Source organism: Providencia sp. PROV040 (genome assembly GCF_032706145.1).
Lineage (GTDB): Bacteria > Pseudomonadota > Gammaproteobacteria > Enterobacterales > Enterobacteriaceae > Providencia > Providencia hangzhouensis.
This window is the reverse complement of sequence record NZ_CP120530.1, coordinates 3,434,361-3,449,728: the sequence shown is the minus strand read 5'-3', so window position 1 is coordinate 3,449,728 and position 15,368 is coordinate 3,434,361. Positions and strand designations below refer to the sequence as shown.

Annotated in this window: 14 protein-coding genes; 8 read left to right on the top strand and 6 right to left on the bottom strand. The window is 40.0% G+C overall.

All coding sequences use genetic code 11. The annotated features are described in order from the left end of the window. Window positions 1–247: 247 nt before the first annotated feature. Window positions 248–2,359, top strand: coding sequence for an ATP-dependent DNA helicase DinG (gene dinG / locus P3L40_RS15995; RefSeq protein WP_094962432.1), 2,112 nt, complete (start codon window positions 248–250; stop codon window positions 2,357–2,359). 123 nt (window positions 2,360–2,482) lie between these two features. Here the strand turns inward: dinG and dps are convergent, their stop codons facing one another. Both dps and rhtA read right to left on the bottom strand, forming a co-directional pair. Continuing rightward, a complete protein-coding gene (gene dps / locus P3L40_RS15990) occupies window positions 2,483–2,986 on the bottom strand; it encodes a DNA starvation/stationary phase protection protein Dps (RefSeq protein ID WP_004256573.1) in 504 nt (167 codons plus the stop codon). Between the two features lie 338 nt (window positions 2,987–3,324). Then, on the bottom strand, window positions 3,325–4,212 hold the full coding sequence (gene rhtA, locus P3L40_RS15985) for a threonine/homoserine exporter RhtA (RefSeq protein WP_004256572.1): 888 nt from the start codon (window positions 4,210–4,212) through the stop codon (window positions 3,325–3,327). A 323-nt stretch (window positions 4,213–4,535) separates the two neighbouring features. Between rhtA and P3L40_RS15980 the strand changes: the two genes are divergently transcribed. The 3 genes from P3L40_RS15980 to P3L40_RS15970 all read left to right on the top strand — a co-directional run bounded on the left by P3L40_RS15980 (window position 4,536) and on the right by P3L40_RS15970 (window position 7,433). After that, window positions 4,536–5,111: a TIGR00730 family Rossman fold protein gene (locus tag P3L40_RS15980; protein WP_096864124.1), complete on the top strand. Its 576-nt coding sequence runs from the start codon at window positions 4,536–4,538 to the stop codon at window positions 5,109–5,111. A gap of 30 nt (window positions 5,112–5,141) precedes the next feature. Beyond that, window positions 5,142–5,600, top strand: a complete 459-nt coding sequence (locus P3L40_RS15975; RefSeq protein ID WP_136135086.1) for a GNAT family N-acetyltransferase — start codon at window positions 5,142–5,144, stop codon at window positions 5,598–5,600. A 258-nt stretch (window positions 5,601–5,858) separates the two neighbouring features. After that, window positions 5,859–7,433, top strand: coding sequence for an ABC-F family ATPase (locus P3L40_RS15970; protein WP_004256567.1), 1,575 nt, complete (start codon window positions 5,859–5,861; stop codon window positions 7,431–7,433). Window positions 7,434–7,500: 67 nt separating this feature from the next. Here P3L40_RS15970 and P3L40_RS15965 read toward each other — a convergent pair whose 3' ends face one another. The 3 genes from P3L40_RS15965 to moeA form a co-directional block, all read right to left on the bottom strand. Then, window positions 7,501–7,836, bottom strand: coding sequence for a zinc ribbon domain-containing protein YjdM (locus P3L40_RS15965; protein ID WP_004909208.1), 336 nt, complete (start codon window positions 7,834–7,836; stop codon window positions 7,501–7,503). Between the two features lie 209 nt (window positions 7,837–8,045). Further along, window positions 8,046–8,798, bottom strand: coding sequence for a molybdopterin-synthase adenylyltransferase MoeB (moeB, locus tag P3L40_RS15960; protein WP_004256563.1), 753 nt, complete (start codon window positions 8,796–8,798; stop codon window positions 8,046–8,048). 5 nt (window positions 8,799–8,803) lie between these two features. Beyond that, window positions 8,804–10,045: a molybdopterin molybdotransferase MoeA gene (gene moeA, locus P3L40_RS15955; protein WP_004256562.1), complete on the bottom strand. Its 1,242-nt coding sequence runs from the start codon at window positions 10,043–10,045 to the stop codon at window positions 8,804–8,806. A gap of 449 nt (window positions 10,046–10,494) precedes the next feature. Here moeA and folE point away from each other — a divergent pair, with 449 nt between their 5' ends. Next, window positions 10,495–11,154 carry a GTP cyclohydrolase I FolE gene (gene folE, locus P3L40_RS15950; RefSeq protein WP_004256561.1) on the top strand — a complete coding sequence of 220 codons (660 nt, stop codon included), beginning with the start codon at window positions 10,495–10,497 and terminating at the stop codon, window positions 11,152–11,154. Window positions 11,155–11,157: 3 nt separating this feature from the next. Beyond that, the gene (yeiB, locus tag P3L40_RS15945) at window positions 11,158–12,303 is read left to right on the top strand and encodes a DUF418 domain-containing protein YeiB (RefSeq protein ID WP_153673648.1); all 1,146 of its coding nucleotides are present in this window, start codon (window positions 11,158–11,160) and stop codon (window positions 12,301–12,303) included. A gap of 188 nt (window positions 12,304–12,491) precedes the next feature. On the opposite strand, the gene sanA is transcribed toward yeiB, so the two are convergent. Beyond that, window positions 12,492–13,196 (bottom strand): outer membrane permeability protein SanA, encoded by a 705-nt coding sequence (sanA, locus tag P3L40_RS15940; protein ID WP_004256559.1) that lies wholly within the window; start codon window positions 13,194–13,196, stop codon window positions 12,492–12,494. A 367-nt stretch (window positions 13,197–13,563) separates the two neighbouring features. On the opposite strand from sanA, the gene P3L40_RS15935 reads away from it, so the two are divergent. Continuing rightward, window positions 13,564–14,259 carry a sugar-binding protein gene (locus tag P3L40_RS15935; RefSeq protein ID WP_094962439.1) on the top strand — a complete coding sequence of 232 codons (696 nt, stop codon included), beginning with the start codon at window positions 13,564–13,566 and terminating at the stop codon, window positions 14,257–14,259. Window positions 14,260–14,426: 167 nt separating this feature from the next. After that, a complete protein-coding gene (gene murQ, locus P3L40_RS15930; RefSeq protein WP_004256554.1) occupies window positions 14,427–15,347 on the top strand; it encodes an N-acetylmuramic acid 6-phosphate etherase in 921 nt (306 codons plus the stop codon). Window positions 15,348–15,368: the final 21 nt, after the last annotated feature.

The window sequence follows — 15,368 nt, the reverse complement described above, 5'->3', positions numbered from 1 at the left end:
CTGCCTAGTGATAAAAATCCAAATGATATAAGAACTCAAAGTATAACCGGATGAGTGTTGCAAACAAGTTAAAAGCTATTTTTTCTGTTGCAGAATGGGCGTTTTGCAAAAAGCTTCCCAATTTTTATGTATAATGGGTATTAATACAGTAGTTTTGCGAAGCGGTTGGCAAAAGCGTTTTTTACATATTCCGTATTGTTGTCAGTTTCGTTATCTTTCATTTTAACTTTGGTCACCTGCATAATTTATGTCCCTGTCGAATAAAACTAAAGAACAAATAACTCAGTGGTATAAAGGGTTGTCCGTACAAATTGACGGGTTTGTTTCCCGAGCCCCGCAGCGGCAGATGATCGCGCAAGTTGCAAAAAATTTAGCAGATGATGACGGCCGCCATTTGGTCATAGAAGCACCTACTGGGGTGGGTAAAACGCTATCTTATTTAATACCGGGGATAGCGGTTGGTAGGGAAGAAGGTAAAACCTTAGTGGTTAGTACAGCGAATGTGGCATTACAAGATCAAATTTATAGTAAAGATTTACCCTTATTAAGCAAAATTATTCCTGATTTAAAATATACAGGGGCGTTTGGGCGTGCTCGTTATGTTTGCCCTCGTAATTTAGAAGCTATTTGTGCCGCGGAAGGCGAACAAATTGATTTAATGTTATTGGTGGAAGATAAAACAGAAATTGCGAATAGTGAAGAGCGGGCTATTTGTCAGCAACTGCGGCATGACTTTCAGAGTTTTGCATGGGATGGGCTAAGGGATCACCACAAACGTGCATTTAGTGATAGCTTATGGCGCAAAGTCAGCACAGATAAAATGAATTGTTTAGGTCGTAATTGTCAATTTTATCAGCGTTGCCCATTTTTTATTGCTAGGCGAGAAATCGAAGATGCCGATGTGGTGGTTGCTAATCATGCGTTAGTTATGGCTGCAATGGAAAGTGAATCGGTATTACCTGACCCGAAAAATTTATTATTAGTGCTTGATGAAGGCCATCATGTTCCGGATGTAGCAAGGGATGCCCTTGAAGTTGAAGGCGAAATTACGTTAGTTCAACTAACGGCACAGCTTGATAGCTTTATTCAGCATGTTGGGCAGTACATGGGGCAATTTCGTCCGGCGAAGCCACCAAAGTTAGCTAACCCCGAACGGTTACAGCAACATGCAGAAAAATTACGTGAAACATTTCGTGATTTCTCATTATTAGCGAATGCATTATTACCAGAAACATCAAAAGAAACTGAATATTTATTTCCGCTTGGTGTATTGCCTGAAGCTATGCAACTGAGCTGTCAGGCCTTGTTTAAGCAAACTGATGCATTACAGGGGCTGGCGGAAGCCATCTTAAATGATTTGACGGAACAAACTGCGAAGCAAGATATTGTCCGCTTACATCGCTCCATTATTGTGACTAGTAGGGCTATGGGGTACTTTGAAAATATGTCGAAGCTTTGGCGGTTGGCGGCATTAGAACAAAGTTCAGGTGCCCCTGTATCAAAATGGTTAAGTCGGCGTTATGAGAAAAACCAATCTCGCTTCTTTATGCATTGTGCAGGGATCCGAGTCAGCGAACAATTACAACATTTGTTATGGCGAAATGTTCCTCATATTGTGATTACCTCGGCAACACTGAGGTCATTGAACAGTTATTCACGTTTTATGGAACTTACTGGGTTATCCGAAAAAAGTGATGACCGCTTCGTGACATTGTCTTCTCCTTTTAACCATGTTGAGCAAGGAAAAATTATTATTCCTAAAATGGAATATGAGCCAACGATAAACACTGAAGCTGAACACTTAGCGGAAATGGCAGTATTTTTCCGTGAACAATTCACTAAAAATACTCACCGTGGAGTACTGGTTTTATTTAGTAGCCAAAGAGCGATGGAAGGTTTTCTTGAGCACGTAAAGGATTTGCGTTTGCAGCTTTTAGTTCAAGGAGATCAACCACGTTACCGGTTAGTCGAAACACATTGCGAAAGAATTAACCAAGGGCAATCTAGTGCCTTAATTGGCTTACAATCGTTTGCTGAGGGGTTAGACCTAAAAGGGGAATATTTAACTCAGGTCCATATCCATAAAATTGCATTTCCACCAGTAACAAACCCTGTGATTATCACCGAAGGGGATTGGTTGAAATCATTGAAGCGATACCCATTTGAAGTACAAAGTTTACCTAGCGCCTCATTTAACTTGATACAGCAAGCAGGTAGGTTGATTCGTAGTCATGAGTGCTATGGTGAAATTATTATTTATGATAAACGTTTGCTAACTAAAAATTATGGTAAAAGGCTATTAAATGCATTACCTGTATTTCCTATAGAACAACCTGAAATACCTAAAAACAGTAAATAACTAAGTTAACTTATTTTATTTTTAGGTATTTGAATAACAGTTTGATTATAGTTAATGACTCGCAAATAAAATGGCCACTCTACAGTGGCCATTGGTCAATTTTAATTGACTCTATTTACGACATTACTCAATATTTGCTTCTAAGAACCAGAGGAATTTATCCATATCGCGGGAAGCTGCGGTAAACATATCCGCAGTGTCTTCGTCTTCCACTTCATCAATGGCTTTACGGATATCATTCGCGACAATAGCATAGCGGTCGGCTAACGCTTTTAAGTGGTCTTGTACGCTATGGATATTAATTGGGTAAGCTTCTAACGAGGTGAAGCGGTTAACTTCTTGCGTTGTACCAATAGCAACACCTCCCAATTGAACCGCGCGCTCTGCGAATTCATCTAAATGTTCAACTAACGTGGTTCTAAAGCCATCTAGCATTTCATGGATAGCAATAAAATTACGGCCACGCATATTCCAGTGGGCTTGTTTAGTCATTAGAGAGAGATCGGTAAAATGGACCACCATAACATTAAGAATTCCAATGGTTTCCAATTTTACGCTGTCTTCCATATCATTACGTGTATATAAAAGTTCATTTGAAGATGCTTTAAATAATTTAGCTGTGCTCATGATTCATCCTCTCTTAAATATGAATTTGTTTAGTAACCTCATCTGTCAATAAATATAAAATAACCAAACTAATTTGTCATAATGTAATAAACGATTAATTTAATAGGTCTATTCGATATACTTTATTAACCGTTAATTAATTGTGGATCTTCGGTACTAATCGTTTTTGACAATAAGTGCGATAGAGATAATAAATTTTTATTTAAAGCATAAACTAGAAATAAAAATAGATTATTTCAAATTGATGAATAAAACTTTACACGAAAAAAGGTTAATAAATATCAATATATCGAATTTATTAACCTTGATTGTCTTTGTTTGCTTCGAGCTTTTAGTGGCTAGGACACTTTTTCGATTTTTGACTTTGGTACTGCTGTTGAGGTGGAGCCAATAGAAGCACAGACAATACATAATAATGCCAACCATTGAGTCATCGTTAAGTGCTCATTTAGGAAAACAATTCCTAAAAATGCGCCCATACAAGGTTCAAGGCTCATCAATGTACCAAAAGTTCGGGCTGGTAAACGCGTTAGCGCGATCATTTCTAATGTATAAGGAAATGCGGTTGATAAAATCGCGACTGCTAGTGCAATAGGTAAAATTGAGGGGTCGAACATCACCTCGACACCTGTTTGCATTAAGCCGATAGGGAAGAAGATCATGGCAGAAATAAATGAACCTATTGCAACGGTTGCTGCACCGTAACCCGCTCCTGCACGTTGCCCGAATATAATATATAACCCCCAGCAGACACCGGCTCCGAGAGCATAGAGAGCACCGAGTGTATCAATGGAATCAATATTATCTCCGATTGGAAGTAAGAATAATAACCCAACAATAACAAGGGCTATCCATAAAAAATCAATCGGACGGCGAGAAGAAAACATCGCAACGGCTAAAGGACCAGTAAATTCTAAAGCAACAGCTATCCCTAATGGAATTCGTTCAAGAGATAGGTAAAACAAATAATTCATCGTACCTAGGGATAACCCATAAGCAAGCAATGGAACTAGCGAATTTTTTCTGAATTTTAAACGCCAAGGCTTAAAAATAACGAACAAAATAATAGTAGCAAGCAATAAACGTAAACCAGTAACACCGGGAGCGCCGATAACAGGAAATAAAGTTTTAGCTAAAGAAGCTCCGCTTTGAATAGAGGTCATTGCAAGCAGTAATAACCCTATAGGTAATAGCGGAAATGCGCTCTTTTTAGTGTCGGCAGACATAAATAAGTAAACCTCGGAAAACGTAACTTAATTGATAATAAATATTTAGAAAATAAGTATTCAGTGATGAAAAATAATTTCTTAAAGATTATCTCATAAAACAGCACGGCTTTATATTTGTTTATGGTTTAGCTATAGAGAATAAGGGGGTAAATGTGCTTTATTGGTTGTCAACATGTTGGTTTAGGTGAATAGCAGTGCTATAAACATGAGTAAGTCTCATTTTATTATGGCGAAGAGTGAAGCTTGAGCTTCTGTATTAGGCTCGTATAATTCAGTGCTTTAACTAAAAAGTCACAATAAAAATGGAAAATGAGGAACAAATGGGAAAAATTAAAAGTATTGCAGTGTATTGTGGTTCCAGTATGGGAAAAAATGAGGTCTATCAGCAAAAAGCCATTGAGTTTGCTAAAGAAATGGTTAAACGTGATATCACGTTAGTCTATGGTGGAGCGAGCGTGGGAATTATGGGGACAGTTGCTGATACCGTATTGTCATTAGGGGGAAAAGCGATTGGGGTGATCCCATCATTGCTAGAAGAACGTGAAATTTCTCATAAGAATTTAACTGAGTTGTATAAAGTTGAAACGATGCATCAGCGTAAAAGTAAAATGATTGAGCTTGCGGATGCCTTTGTCGCTTTGCCTGGCGGTTATGGCACGCTTGAAGAGTATGCAGAAGTATTTACTTGGAGCCAAATTGGTTTACATGCTAAGCCATGCGCTTTATTTAATATTAATAATTATTGGCAACCATTGATTGATATGACAAATAAGATGGCAGATGAAGGTTTCCTCCATGAAAAATACCGTCATATGGCGATTGTGAATGATTCTCCCGCTGAGTTATTAGAAAGTTTTGAATCTTATGTCGCCCCACCAATTAAAACCTACGACTAGCGTTAATATTAAAATCACAGAGAGGAATGCATGATAAGGGAAGCTATTAAAAGTGATGTAGAATCCATTTTATCGCTTTACCAAATTTTGTTTTCGGAAATGGCATTATTCGACCCTGAACGTTTACAACCAGCGGAGCAGACTAGGGAATTTATTGAAAATGCGATTATTGACGATAAATTTTGTTTATTAGTTGCTGAATTTAACAGTGAGATTAAAGGGTTTTGTATTGCACAACAACAAGCTGCTGACCCTTATAACTGTGTTGTTCCTCGAAATTTTGGTTATATCTTTGACCTAGTGGTTGCTCCTAATTTCCGTGGTGAAAAAGTAGGCCAAAAATTACTAAATGCGATGAAAGCATGGGCGAAGGGTAGACAATTGAGCCACTTGGAGCTGTCAGTGTTAGCGCAAAACCATAAAGCGATTAAATTTTATGAGCGAGAAGGGCTAACCGAGATCAGCCGTACTATGGGGATCGCTCTTTAGTTTGGCATTTAGTCAGCCTTTCCTTTCGTGTTAATCAATTTGCTGAAAACAGCACAAGATCTAAGCGGTGTAATATGGCATAATGCGCCGCTATTTATACCTGCCATACTCTAATGACCATACATGGAGTGTATTTTGCTGCTCAAATCACTATTTTGGGTTGTTTTGCACGCTGTGGTCATAGACCCCTAATCATCGCAGGCTATTTTACACCGTTTAATTTAAGGCATAGCAGTGTTAACAACGAACAATATCACTATGCAGTTTGGCAGTAAGCCACTGTTTGAAAACATTTCAGTTAAATTTGGCACAGGCAACCGTTATGGTTTGATCGGCGCAAATGGCGCGGGTAAATCCACGTTTATGAAGATTTTAGGGGGAGATTTAACCCCTACAGCTGGAAATGTGAGCACGACTGATCCAAATGAGCGTATTGGTAAACTTCGCCAAGATCAGTTCGCATTTGAAGAATTTACCGTACTTGATACCGTGATTATGGGCCATAGCGAGCTGTGGGACGTCAAACAAGAGCGCGATAGAATCTACGCCTTACCTGAAATGAGCGAAGAAGACGGCTACCGTGTGGCTGACCTAGAAGTCGCTTATGGTGAAATGGACGGTTATAGCGCGGAAGCGCGCGCAGGTGAATTATTACTGGGTGTGGGTATTCCTGTTGAACAACACTATGGGCCGATGAGTGAAGTCGCGCCAGGCTGGAAGCTGCGGGTACTGTTGGCTCAAGCCCTATTTTCTGACCCTGATATCTTATTACTCGATGAGCCGACGAATAACTTGGATATCGATACGATTCGTTGGTTAGAACAAGTGCTGAACGATCGTAACTGTACTATGATCATTATTTCCCATGATAGGCACTTTTTAAATACCGTATGTACCCATATGGCTGATCTAGATTACGGTGAATTGCGTTTATTCACTGGTAACTATGATGAATATATGATCGCGGCAACTCAAGCACGTGAGCGTTTACTGGCAGATAACGCGAAGAAAAAAGCACAAATTGCAGAACTGCAATCTTTTGTTAGCCGCTTTAGCGCTAACGCATCTAAATCGAAACAAGCGACTTCACGCGCACGTCAAATTGATAAAATTCAATTGGATGAAGTGAAAGCGTCTAGCCGACAAAATCCATTTATTCGTTTTGAACAAGAGAAAAAATTGTTCCGAAATGCGCTTGAATTAGAAGCTGTAACGAACGGTTATGACCAAGGGCCATTATTCAAAAACGTCAATTTATTACTGGAAGTTGGCGAAAAAATGGCTGTCATTGGTGCTAATGGTATCGGTAAAACTACATTCTTAAAAACGCTGGTGGGTGAACAGCCTGCAACGAGCGGGATGGTTAAATGGTCAGAAAACAGCAGCATTGGATACTATGCCCAAGACCACGCAGAAGATTTTGAAACGGATTTAACCGTGTTTGACTGGATGAGTCAGTGGAAAAGTGAAGGGGATGACGAGCAAGCGGTGCGCAGTATTTTAGGCCGTTTACTGTTTTCTCAAGATGACATTAAAAAGAAAGTTAAAGTGTTATCCGGTGGTGAACAAGGGCGTATGTTATTTGGTAAGTTAATGATGCAACAGCCAAATATTTTGATTATGGATGAGCCAACTAACCACTTGGATATGGAATCTATCGAGTCATTAAACTTAGCCCTCGAATTATACAAAGGTACATTAATTTTCGTTTCTCATGACCGTGAGTTTGTTAGCTCGTTAGCGAGCCGTATTTTAGAAATCAAAGAAGATAAAGTCATTGATTTCAAAGGTACTTATGATGAATACCTGACAAGCCAAGGTGTGGTTATCTAAATAGAGTTTTTAGATTAGAAACAAAAAGCCCTCAAATTTTGAGGGCTTTTTAATGGGTGAAGTAAACTTAGTTTTTCTTCACAAACTCAGATTTCAATTTCATTTGACCGAAACCATCAATTTTACAGTCGATATTGTGGTCGCCTTCGACCAAACGGATACCTTTAACGCGGGTACCAATTTTTAGCATAGAAGAGCTGCCTTTGACTTTGAGATCTTTAATAACCGTGATGGTATCACCATCAGCTAACAGGTTGCCATTGGCATCTTTTACAATCAATTCATCAATATCAGCTACAGGTTCGGCATCATTCCATTCATGCGCGCACTCAGGGCAGATATACATATCGTTATCAGTATAGGTGTATTCAGACTGGCATTTCGGGCAAGGAGGGAATTGCATATTCATACTCTCAGTAACTTTATCAAAAGAATAAACAGTGGTGATATTTAAACCATCAAGCACCACAAAAGAGAGATAGTATAAGGTGAAAGGGCAATTAAATTATTTTTTCGGATTATTCTTAATTTTGATGTAATAAAAATAGGAAAAAGGCGAGAAAAGCCTCGCCTGAATGATGAGAAAAGCCAACTTGCCCGAAAATTTAGCAGTTAGCCTTTAGCACAGACTTCACAATGCGGGTCTTTGCTAAGTTTAAATTGGCGAAAATCCATGGTCATTGCATCAAATAGCAATACTTTTCCTGAATTAACTTTCCCATAATTAGCTAATAATTTAATGGTTTCCATCGCTTCTAGCGTACCAATGGTACCGACTAAAGGGGACATAACCCCTGCTTCCACACAAGTTAAGTTATTTTCGCCAAATAAACGGCTTAAACAGTGATAGCAAGGGGTGTTTTCTTCATAAGTGAAAACAGATAATTGCCCTTCCATGCGAATAGCAGCACCTGAAACCAGTGGTTTTTTCTGTGGTAAACACAAGCGGTTGAGCTGTTCACGAATGGCAACGTTATCTGTGCAGTCTAAGATCACATCATGATGCATAATTAATTCATCAAGTTGTGCATCATCAAGTTGTGCATTGACGGTGTCAATTTGAATATATGGGTTAATGGCAGCAAGTTGCGCTTTAGCTGAATCAACTTTCGGTGTACCAATGGTGACGTCACGGTGCAAAATTTGCCGTTGCAAGTTAGACAATGACACGGTATCGAAATCCACCAATGTCAGATGACCGACACCAGCAGCAGCAAGGTATTGAGTTGCGGCACAGCCTAAACCGCCAAGGCCAATAACCAGTACTTTGCCAGCTTTAAGTTTTTCCTGCCCATCGAAATCAAACCCACGGAGGATAATTTGGCGGTTGTACCGCAACATTTCCGGATCGCTAAGCTCTTGCACTGTTATTATTCACTTTTTAATAAATAGTTAAACATTTCGACTTCAACCATTTCACCTGCTTCAACGCGCCCACGTTCTCTTTCAAGGACAATAAAACAGTTGGCTAAACTAAATGAACTAAACACATGTGAGCCTTGGTGACCCGTCGTGGCGACTTGCAACTGCCCTTGCTCATTGGTGCTTAGAATTCCTCGTTGAAAATCTAAACGGCCCGGGCTTTTCTTCAACGCGGTGGTCACTGGAACCTTAAAGCGTAGCGGAGCACGCCATTGGCTGTGTCCTGAAAGGCGGGCAATCAGCGGTTGAACCAATTGATAGAAGGTGAGTGCGGCGGAAACAGGGTTCCCCGGTAGCCCACAAAACCAAGCGTCGCTCAGCTTACCAAAAGCAAAGGGTTTTCCTGGTTTAATGGCTAACTTCCAAAAACCAATGGTGCCTAATTCATCCAAAATTTGTTTGGTATAGTCGGCTTCACCTACGGAAACACCGCCACTACTGATCACTAAATCAGCGTGTTGGTTAGCTTCGATAAAGGTTTGCTTGAGTTTTTCGGGCGAGTCCGGTATTACCCCTAAATCAAGCACTTCACAATTAAGTTTTTCCAGCATCAGACGAACGGTAAAACGGTTAGTATCATAAATTTGCCCATCTGCTAAAGGAAGGCCGACGGCTTGTAGCTCATCTCCCGTTGAAAAAACGGCAACTTTAAGGCGGCGATATACGGTGACATCAGCAATACCCAGTGAAGCAATTAAAGGTAGCTGAGCGGTCGTTAGTAAGGTGCCCGCAGGGAATACGGCACTGCCTTGGGTGATATCTTCCCCTGCTTTGCGGATATTACTACCTTGTTTAATTGGTTGGGTGAATACAATACCTTGGTCCGTTTGTTGTGTAGATTCTTGCATCACAACGGTATCCACTCCTTGTGGAATTGGTGCGCCTGTCATAATACGTACGCAGCAACCTGCTTTTAGTTCACCTTCCATCGGGTTACCCGCAAAAGATTTACCTGCTACAGGCATTGGCGTTTTACCATCCCAATCGGCGAAACGTAAGCCATAACCATCCATAGCAGAATTATCAAATGGTGGAACATTGATAGGGGAAATCAGGTCTGTCGCAATGATGCGTTGTGCAGAGGAGGTCAGTGGAATGATTTCTGTATCTGTGACGGTTTTCGTTTGAGATAGTAATTTTTCCAATGCAACATCTAGAGAAATCAAATCGTTAGTATGACACTGATCCATAAATAATGACCCTCATTATTGTTATCTGCCTTGAGGCTTTAAAATGTGTTCGTGATGCATATTATGGCAGAAATCCATTAGTGCGTGAATGAATAGAAATTGATTACAGATAGCTTTTGGTTAGATTTAACGAATAGGGAGGCATTAACGCAGACAAAATTACACATGAAATGACCAATTTTTAGATTATTTATTGCGTTAATCATTTCAAGTTTATTCGTTTATCGCCATTCAAGGTTAAAACATTGATAAAAAATGTGCTACTAATCACCTTATATAAGGTGTAAAACCTTTTAATGTATGTATTCATCTTGTGAATAAATTACAGGGCTAAATGCAAATATTTCACAGCGATTAACGATGTTGTACTGGATTATCTCTACCTGCTGTTTTAGAGTACCGCACACCTGCATTTTATAAAAATAGTTATACCATTTGTGGAGGATCACATGTCATCTCTGAGTAAAGAGGCCGAATTAGTTCATGCCGCGCTGGAGGCTAGAGGCTTAGAAACGCCTTTACGTATTCAGCCAAAATCAGGCGACGAACGTAAGAAACTGATTGAAGGGCACATGACAGAGATCATGACGCTACTGAATTTGGATTTAACCGATGACAGTTTAGCTGATACCCCTCGTCGCATCGCAAAAATGTATGTTGATGAAATTTTTTCAGGGCTTGATTACGCAAACTTTCCAAAAATCACTTTAATTGAAAATAAAATGAAAGTGGATGAAATGGTCACTGTGCGTGATATTACGTTAACAAGTACCTGTGAACACCATTTTGTTACGATTGATGGAAAGGCCACGGTTGCCTATATTCCAAAAGATAAAGTCATTGGTTTATCGAAAATTAATCGAATTGTGCAATTTTTCTCACAGCGTCCACAAGTGCAAGAGCGCTTAACACAGCAAATTTTGGTTGCTCTGCAAACATTATTGGGAACAACAAATGTAGCTGTTTGTATAGATGCAGTGCATTATTGCGTGAAAGCACGTGGTATTCGTGACGCGACAAGTGCAACAACAACAACGTCATTAGGCGGGTTATTTAAATCAAGCCAAAATACACGGCAAGAATTTTTACGTGCAGTGCGTCACTTATAATTTATGACAGCAACGACGCCGTCAAGTCGCATTGGCCAACTTGACGCTGTTCGTGGTATGGCGATTTTAGGTATTCTTTTAATGAATATCTTTGCTTTTGCTTTACCACAAGCGGCGTATTTAAACCCTTATTACACCAATAAAACACCCGACTCAGAGGCTTACCTCTGGGGGATTTTCAATGTCCTTTTCCAAGGCAAAGTTCTCGCTATTTTTTCAATCCTATTTGGGGCAACCCTTGCTTTATTACAACCCCGTTCTCTTCGTTGGAACCGGTGCCGTCTATTCGTTTTAGCCCTGTTCGGGGTGATTCATGGGGTTGGTTTTTGGGATGGTGATATTCTTTTGGCTTATGCATTGACGGGCTTGTTGGTAACCTATCTGCTTAATCAATATGAAGATGGTTTTTTATTGAAAATAGCACTATCAATCTATTTGATTGGGTTAGTTATCTTGCTCGTGTTGGGTAGTAGCGTAGACCCCTCTGGTTTTTGGCAAACCTCTGATGAGCAACTGGCATTTGAATATGCGATACATACCTCGGGGGGAATGGATGGCGTGCTTTATCGAGCGTCAGAGATGCTCAAAATGGTTGAAATGTTGGTTATCCAATATGGCTGGCAATTAGCGGCATTGATGATTATTGGCGCACTGCTAATGAAAAATGGTTGGTTACGAGGGCAATTTAGCGCTCAACACTATCGCAAAATAGCCTACATATTTATCTTGCCATCTATATTGGTCCAAATAGTTTCGCTATACATGCAAAGCCAATTCAATTGGAGTTATTTTTCAACATCAATCATTGGTTACATTATTAATGAGCTAGTTATTCCATTTCAATCTTTAGGATACATAGCTCTGGTGTATGGCTTTTGGACGATACTGGCAAACAGCAAAGTCGCTCTTGGCTTGCAATATGTGGGGCGGATGGCGCTAAGTAATTATATTTTGCAAACGCTAATTTGTACCATGTTGTTTTACCAATTCGGCTATTTTGGTCAATTTACGCGGGTTGAATTACTTGCCTTGGTTCCCATTATTTGGGGAGCAAATTTATTGTTTTCTTATTATTGGTTGATGTTTTTCAGGCAAGGCCCACTTGAATGGTGTTGGCGCAAATTAACGAGAAAGCTGATAGGTAGATGAGTATTCATCTACCTATCAGACTGCTGACAAACATATTATGTTTGGCGGCAAGTCGAATAGGTTATTGAAAATAAACTAGGAAAATCAATTTATTGATTTTCGGCTGATAACACAAAGCGGGAAAAACCACGCTTTTATCCCGCTTTGTCAACAACCTCATAGGTAGATGAGTATTCATCTACCTATATCTACTTCAATTTATTGACTTCATCCGGTGAAACCGCCGGATAGCCTTTAATTCCTGCTGGCATCTTAATGGGGGCTGGGATGGATTCTTGTTCACCTAAAAATTTAGGTTCCCGTTTTAAGATATATAAATCCGCCAGAGCGCCTAGCCGTGCAAACACTTCACGCACTCTCACTCTATACATCCCAGAAGGTGTCGGAACTGCTAAACATTGTGCATCAATACCTTTATGTTTGGCGATAAAGACCGCGCGTTCACAATGAAAACGCTGGGTAATAATCGTAAAATTATCGGTATCAAACACTTTTTTAGTGCGTACTACGGAGTCTAATGTCCTAAAACCTGCGAAATCGAGCACGATTTTAGAGGCTGGAACCCCTTCTTTAATTAAATCTTTACGCATGTTGATTGGCTCATTGTAATTATGAGCGCCATTATCACCACTGAGGAGCAAATATTTAACTTTTCCACTGTGGTATGCCTCTGCTGCGCCTTTAATGCGATAGGTATAATAGAGGTTATTAACACCAGAGGCATAATATTTGGATGTGCCAAGTACCATCCCAACATCGCGTGCAGGCAATTTTTCTACATCTTCATAGATATAGGGGGCGGTATCCCAGCTTATCCAGCGATCAAGCAACATTATGGTCGTAAATGCGATCCCTGCAAGAATAATAAGACCAAAAAACAGACGTTTCCTCATGTCCTAGCCTTGATAATAAAAAGTCATAATCCGAAATTGTCAGCCCCAATAGGCCTGTGTCTTTAGGCTACTTGACTTAAATTAGTGACGCAAGTCGCGTAACGTAAAGTCATGTCAATGTCTGAATACCAATCGAAGTTGACTAATATTAAGCCTAATAATTGAATTAAAATTAATCAGACATTGGATGAAAAAGATAAATCACATTCTCATTAAAGAGTGAGCGGCTTCACATCATGATAGTTTTTATAGAATGAAGCTATATATTATGAAATTTTAATTCTATATTTTATATGTTCTGTGAAATATTGTTTCTTTGGCGGTTTTTTGTGAATAACAGTTCTCTAATCCGATAGGTGAGGAAAGTATGAAATTAACGACATTACTAGCCGCGAGCGCTGTGCTTGTTACAGCAAGTGTGGCGGCAAAAGAGTACCAAATCAATCATACCGATCAGTTAAAATCACTCAATGATGCGACTAAAAGTACTGAAGTCTGGGAAAAAGCAGAAGTATTAACCGATTTTACTTACCCATGGGAAAAGGAAGTGGCTCCCAAAACAGATTTTCGCGCTTTATGGAGTGATGACGCACTATATTTCCGTTTTATTGCAGATGATAAAGATATTCAGTTAGGTGATAACCCAGATAAAGACCAAGCGGTGTTAGATTCTGACCGAGTCGAACTCTTTTTCGCGACTAGCCCTGAATTAAAACCTTATTACACGGCTGAAATGGACCCGAAAGGGCGTACTTTCGATGCAAAAGCTAATTATTACCGTGAAGTTGACCCGAGTTGGAACTGGGAAACATTACAAACCGTGGGTGAAATAACGCCAAATGGTTATGTATTAACGGGAAAAATTGATTTAGATGAATTCACTAAACTCGATTTATGGCAAGACGCAGACAAACAGACACTAATGTGTGCCATTTTGCGTGGAGAGTTCAGCGCGGGTGAACCTAAGCAAGTGCGTAAATGGATTAGCTGGATCAAACCTGATTCCGTTAAACCTGATTTTCACATCCCATCAGCCTTCGGAACCTGTAAGTTCGTAAAATAGCATTATCGCCGGTGGCTTTTGTCACCGGTATTTTTCAATACAAACCTATTATTGTGAGTAAGATCATAACCCGCAATTAAGTGGTACGAAATTGCTGTGATTTGAATTGAAATTAAAATTCATTTAATGTATTTTCTAATGAAATTAAATTTCATGAGGGCATTTGAATGTCTCTAGCCGAAAATACTCTGAGTAACTGTCTACACAATGAATTCAATCAGGAAACGCAGCAGTTTTCACGTTTGGATACGCTATCGATGGTGAACGTCATTAACCAAGCTGATAGCACGGTTGCAGGTGCCATTCAGGCTGTTCTACCTGCGATTGCTCAAGTGGTTGACGCTGTTGCTGAGTGCTTAAAGCAAGGTGGACGTTTGTTTTACATTGGCGCGGGTACTAGCGGTAGGTTAGCCGTATTAGATAGTGCAGAATGTCCACCCACATTTGGTACTTCACCTGAAATGGTGCAATCGATTATTGCGGGTGGCCAAGATGCAATGCTAAAAGCGGTTGAAAATATTGAGGATTCAGCAGAATCAGCGATTGCTGAGCTAAAAAAACGCCAACTTTGTGCCAAAGATGTCGTGGTGGGCATTGCTGCGAGTGGACGTACACCATTTACCTTAGCGGGTATTGAATACGCTAATGAAATCGGTGCGTTAACGGTGGCTATCACCACGCGAGGAAGAGGGTTATTAAGTGACGTAGCAAAATTGGCAATTGCCCCCGATGTTGGCCCTGAAGTGTTATCGGGTTCGACTCGTATGAAAAGTGGTACTGCGCAAAAAATGATTTTAGGCATGCTAAGTACTTGTGTGATGGGGAGACTAGGCCGTATTCATACTAATTTAATGGTTGATGTTGTTGCCAGTAATATCAAATTACTGCGCCGCGCAGAACGGATTGTGAGTGAAGTCTGCGGTATTGATGAACACACCGCGGCAGGGTTATTAGCGCAAGTGGATTATCATCCACGACGCGCAATTTTAATGCATGAGCTACAAATTAATGCACAGCAAGCGACGGATATCGTTCAACAACATCCAAATACCACCTTGGATAGCATGTTAGCAATTACCGTTAAGTAATGGGATAGCATGTTGAAGAGC

What these genes read in the sequence shown, in the direction of transcription:
- dinG (WP_094962432.1), top strand. Translation starts at nt 248, where the DNA reads ATGTCCCTGTCGAATAAAACTAAAGAACAAATAACTCAGTGGTATAAA.
- dps (WP_004256573.1), bottom strand. Translation starts at nt 2,986, where the DNA reads ATGAGCACAGCTAAATTATTTAAAGCATCTTCAAATGAACTTTTATAT.
- rhtA (WP_004256572.1), bottom strand. Translation starts at nt 4,212, where the DNA reads ATGTCTGCCGACACTAAAAAGAGCGCATTTCCGCTATTACCTATAGGG.
- P3L40_RS15980 (WP_096864124.1), top strand. Translation starts at nt 4,536, where the DNA reads ATGGGAAAAATTAAAAGTATTGCAGTGTATTGTGGTTCCAGTATGGGA.
- P3L40_RS15975 (WP_136135086.1), top strand. Translation starts at nt 5,142, where the DNA reads ATGATAAGGGAAGCTATTAAAAGTGATGTAGAATCCATTTTATCGCTT.
- P3L40_RS15970 (WP_004256567.1), top strand. Translation starts at nt 5,859, where the DNA reads ATGCAGTTTGGCAGTAAGCCACTGTTTGAAAACATTTCAGTTAAATTT.
- P3L40_RS15965 (WP_004909208.1), bottom strand. Translation starts at nt 7,836, where the DNA reads ATGCAATTCCCTCCTTGCCCGAAATGCCAGTCTGAATACACCTATACT.
- moeA (WP_004256562.1), bottom strand. Translation starts at nt 10,045, where the DNA reads ATGGATCAGTGTCATACTAACGATTTGATTTCTCTAGATGTTGCATTG.
- folE (WP_004256561.1), top strand. Translation starts at nt 10,495, where the DNA reads ATGTCATCTCTGAGTAAAGAGGCCGAATTAGTTCATGCCGCGCTGGAG.
- yeiB (WP_153673648.1), top strand. Translation starts at nt 11,158, where the DNA reads ATGACAGCAACGACGCCGTCAAGTCGCATTGGCCAACTTGACGCTGTT.
- sanA (WP_004256559.1), bottom strand. Translation starts at nt 13,196, where the DNA reads ATGAGGAAACGTCTGTTTTTTGGTCTTATTATTCTTGCAGGGATCGCA.
- P3L40_RS15935 (WP_094962439.1), top strand. Translation starts at nt 13,564, where the DNA reads ATGAAATTAACGACATTACTAGCCGCGAGCGCTGTGCTTGTTACAGCA.
- murQ (WP_004256554.1), top strand. Translation starts at nt 14,427, where the DNA reads ATGTCTCTAGCCGAAAATACTCTGAGTAACTGTCTACACAATGAATTC.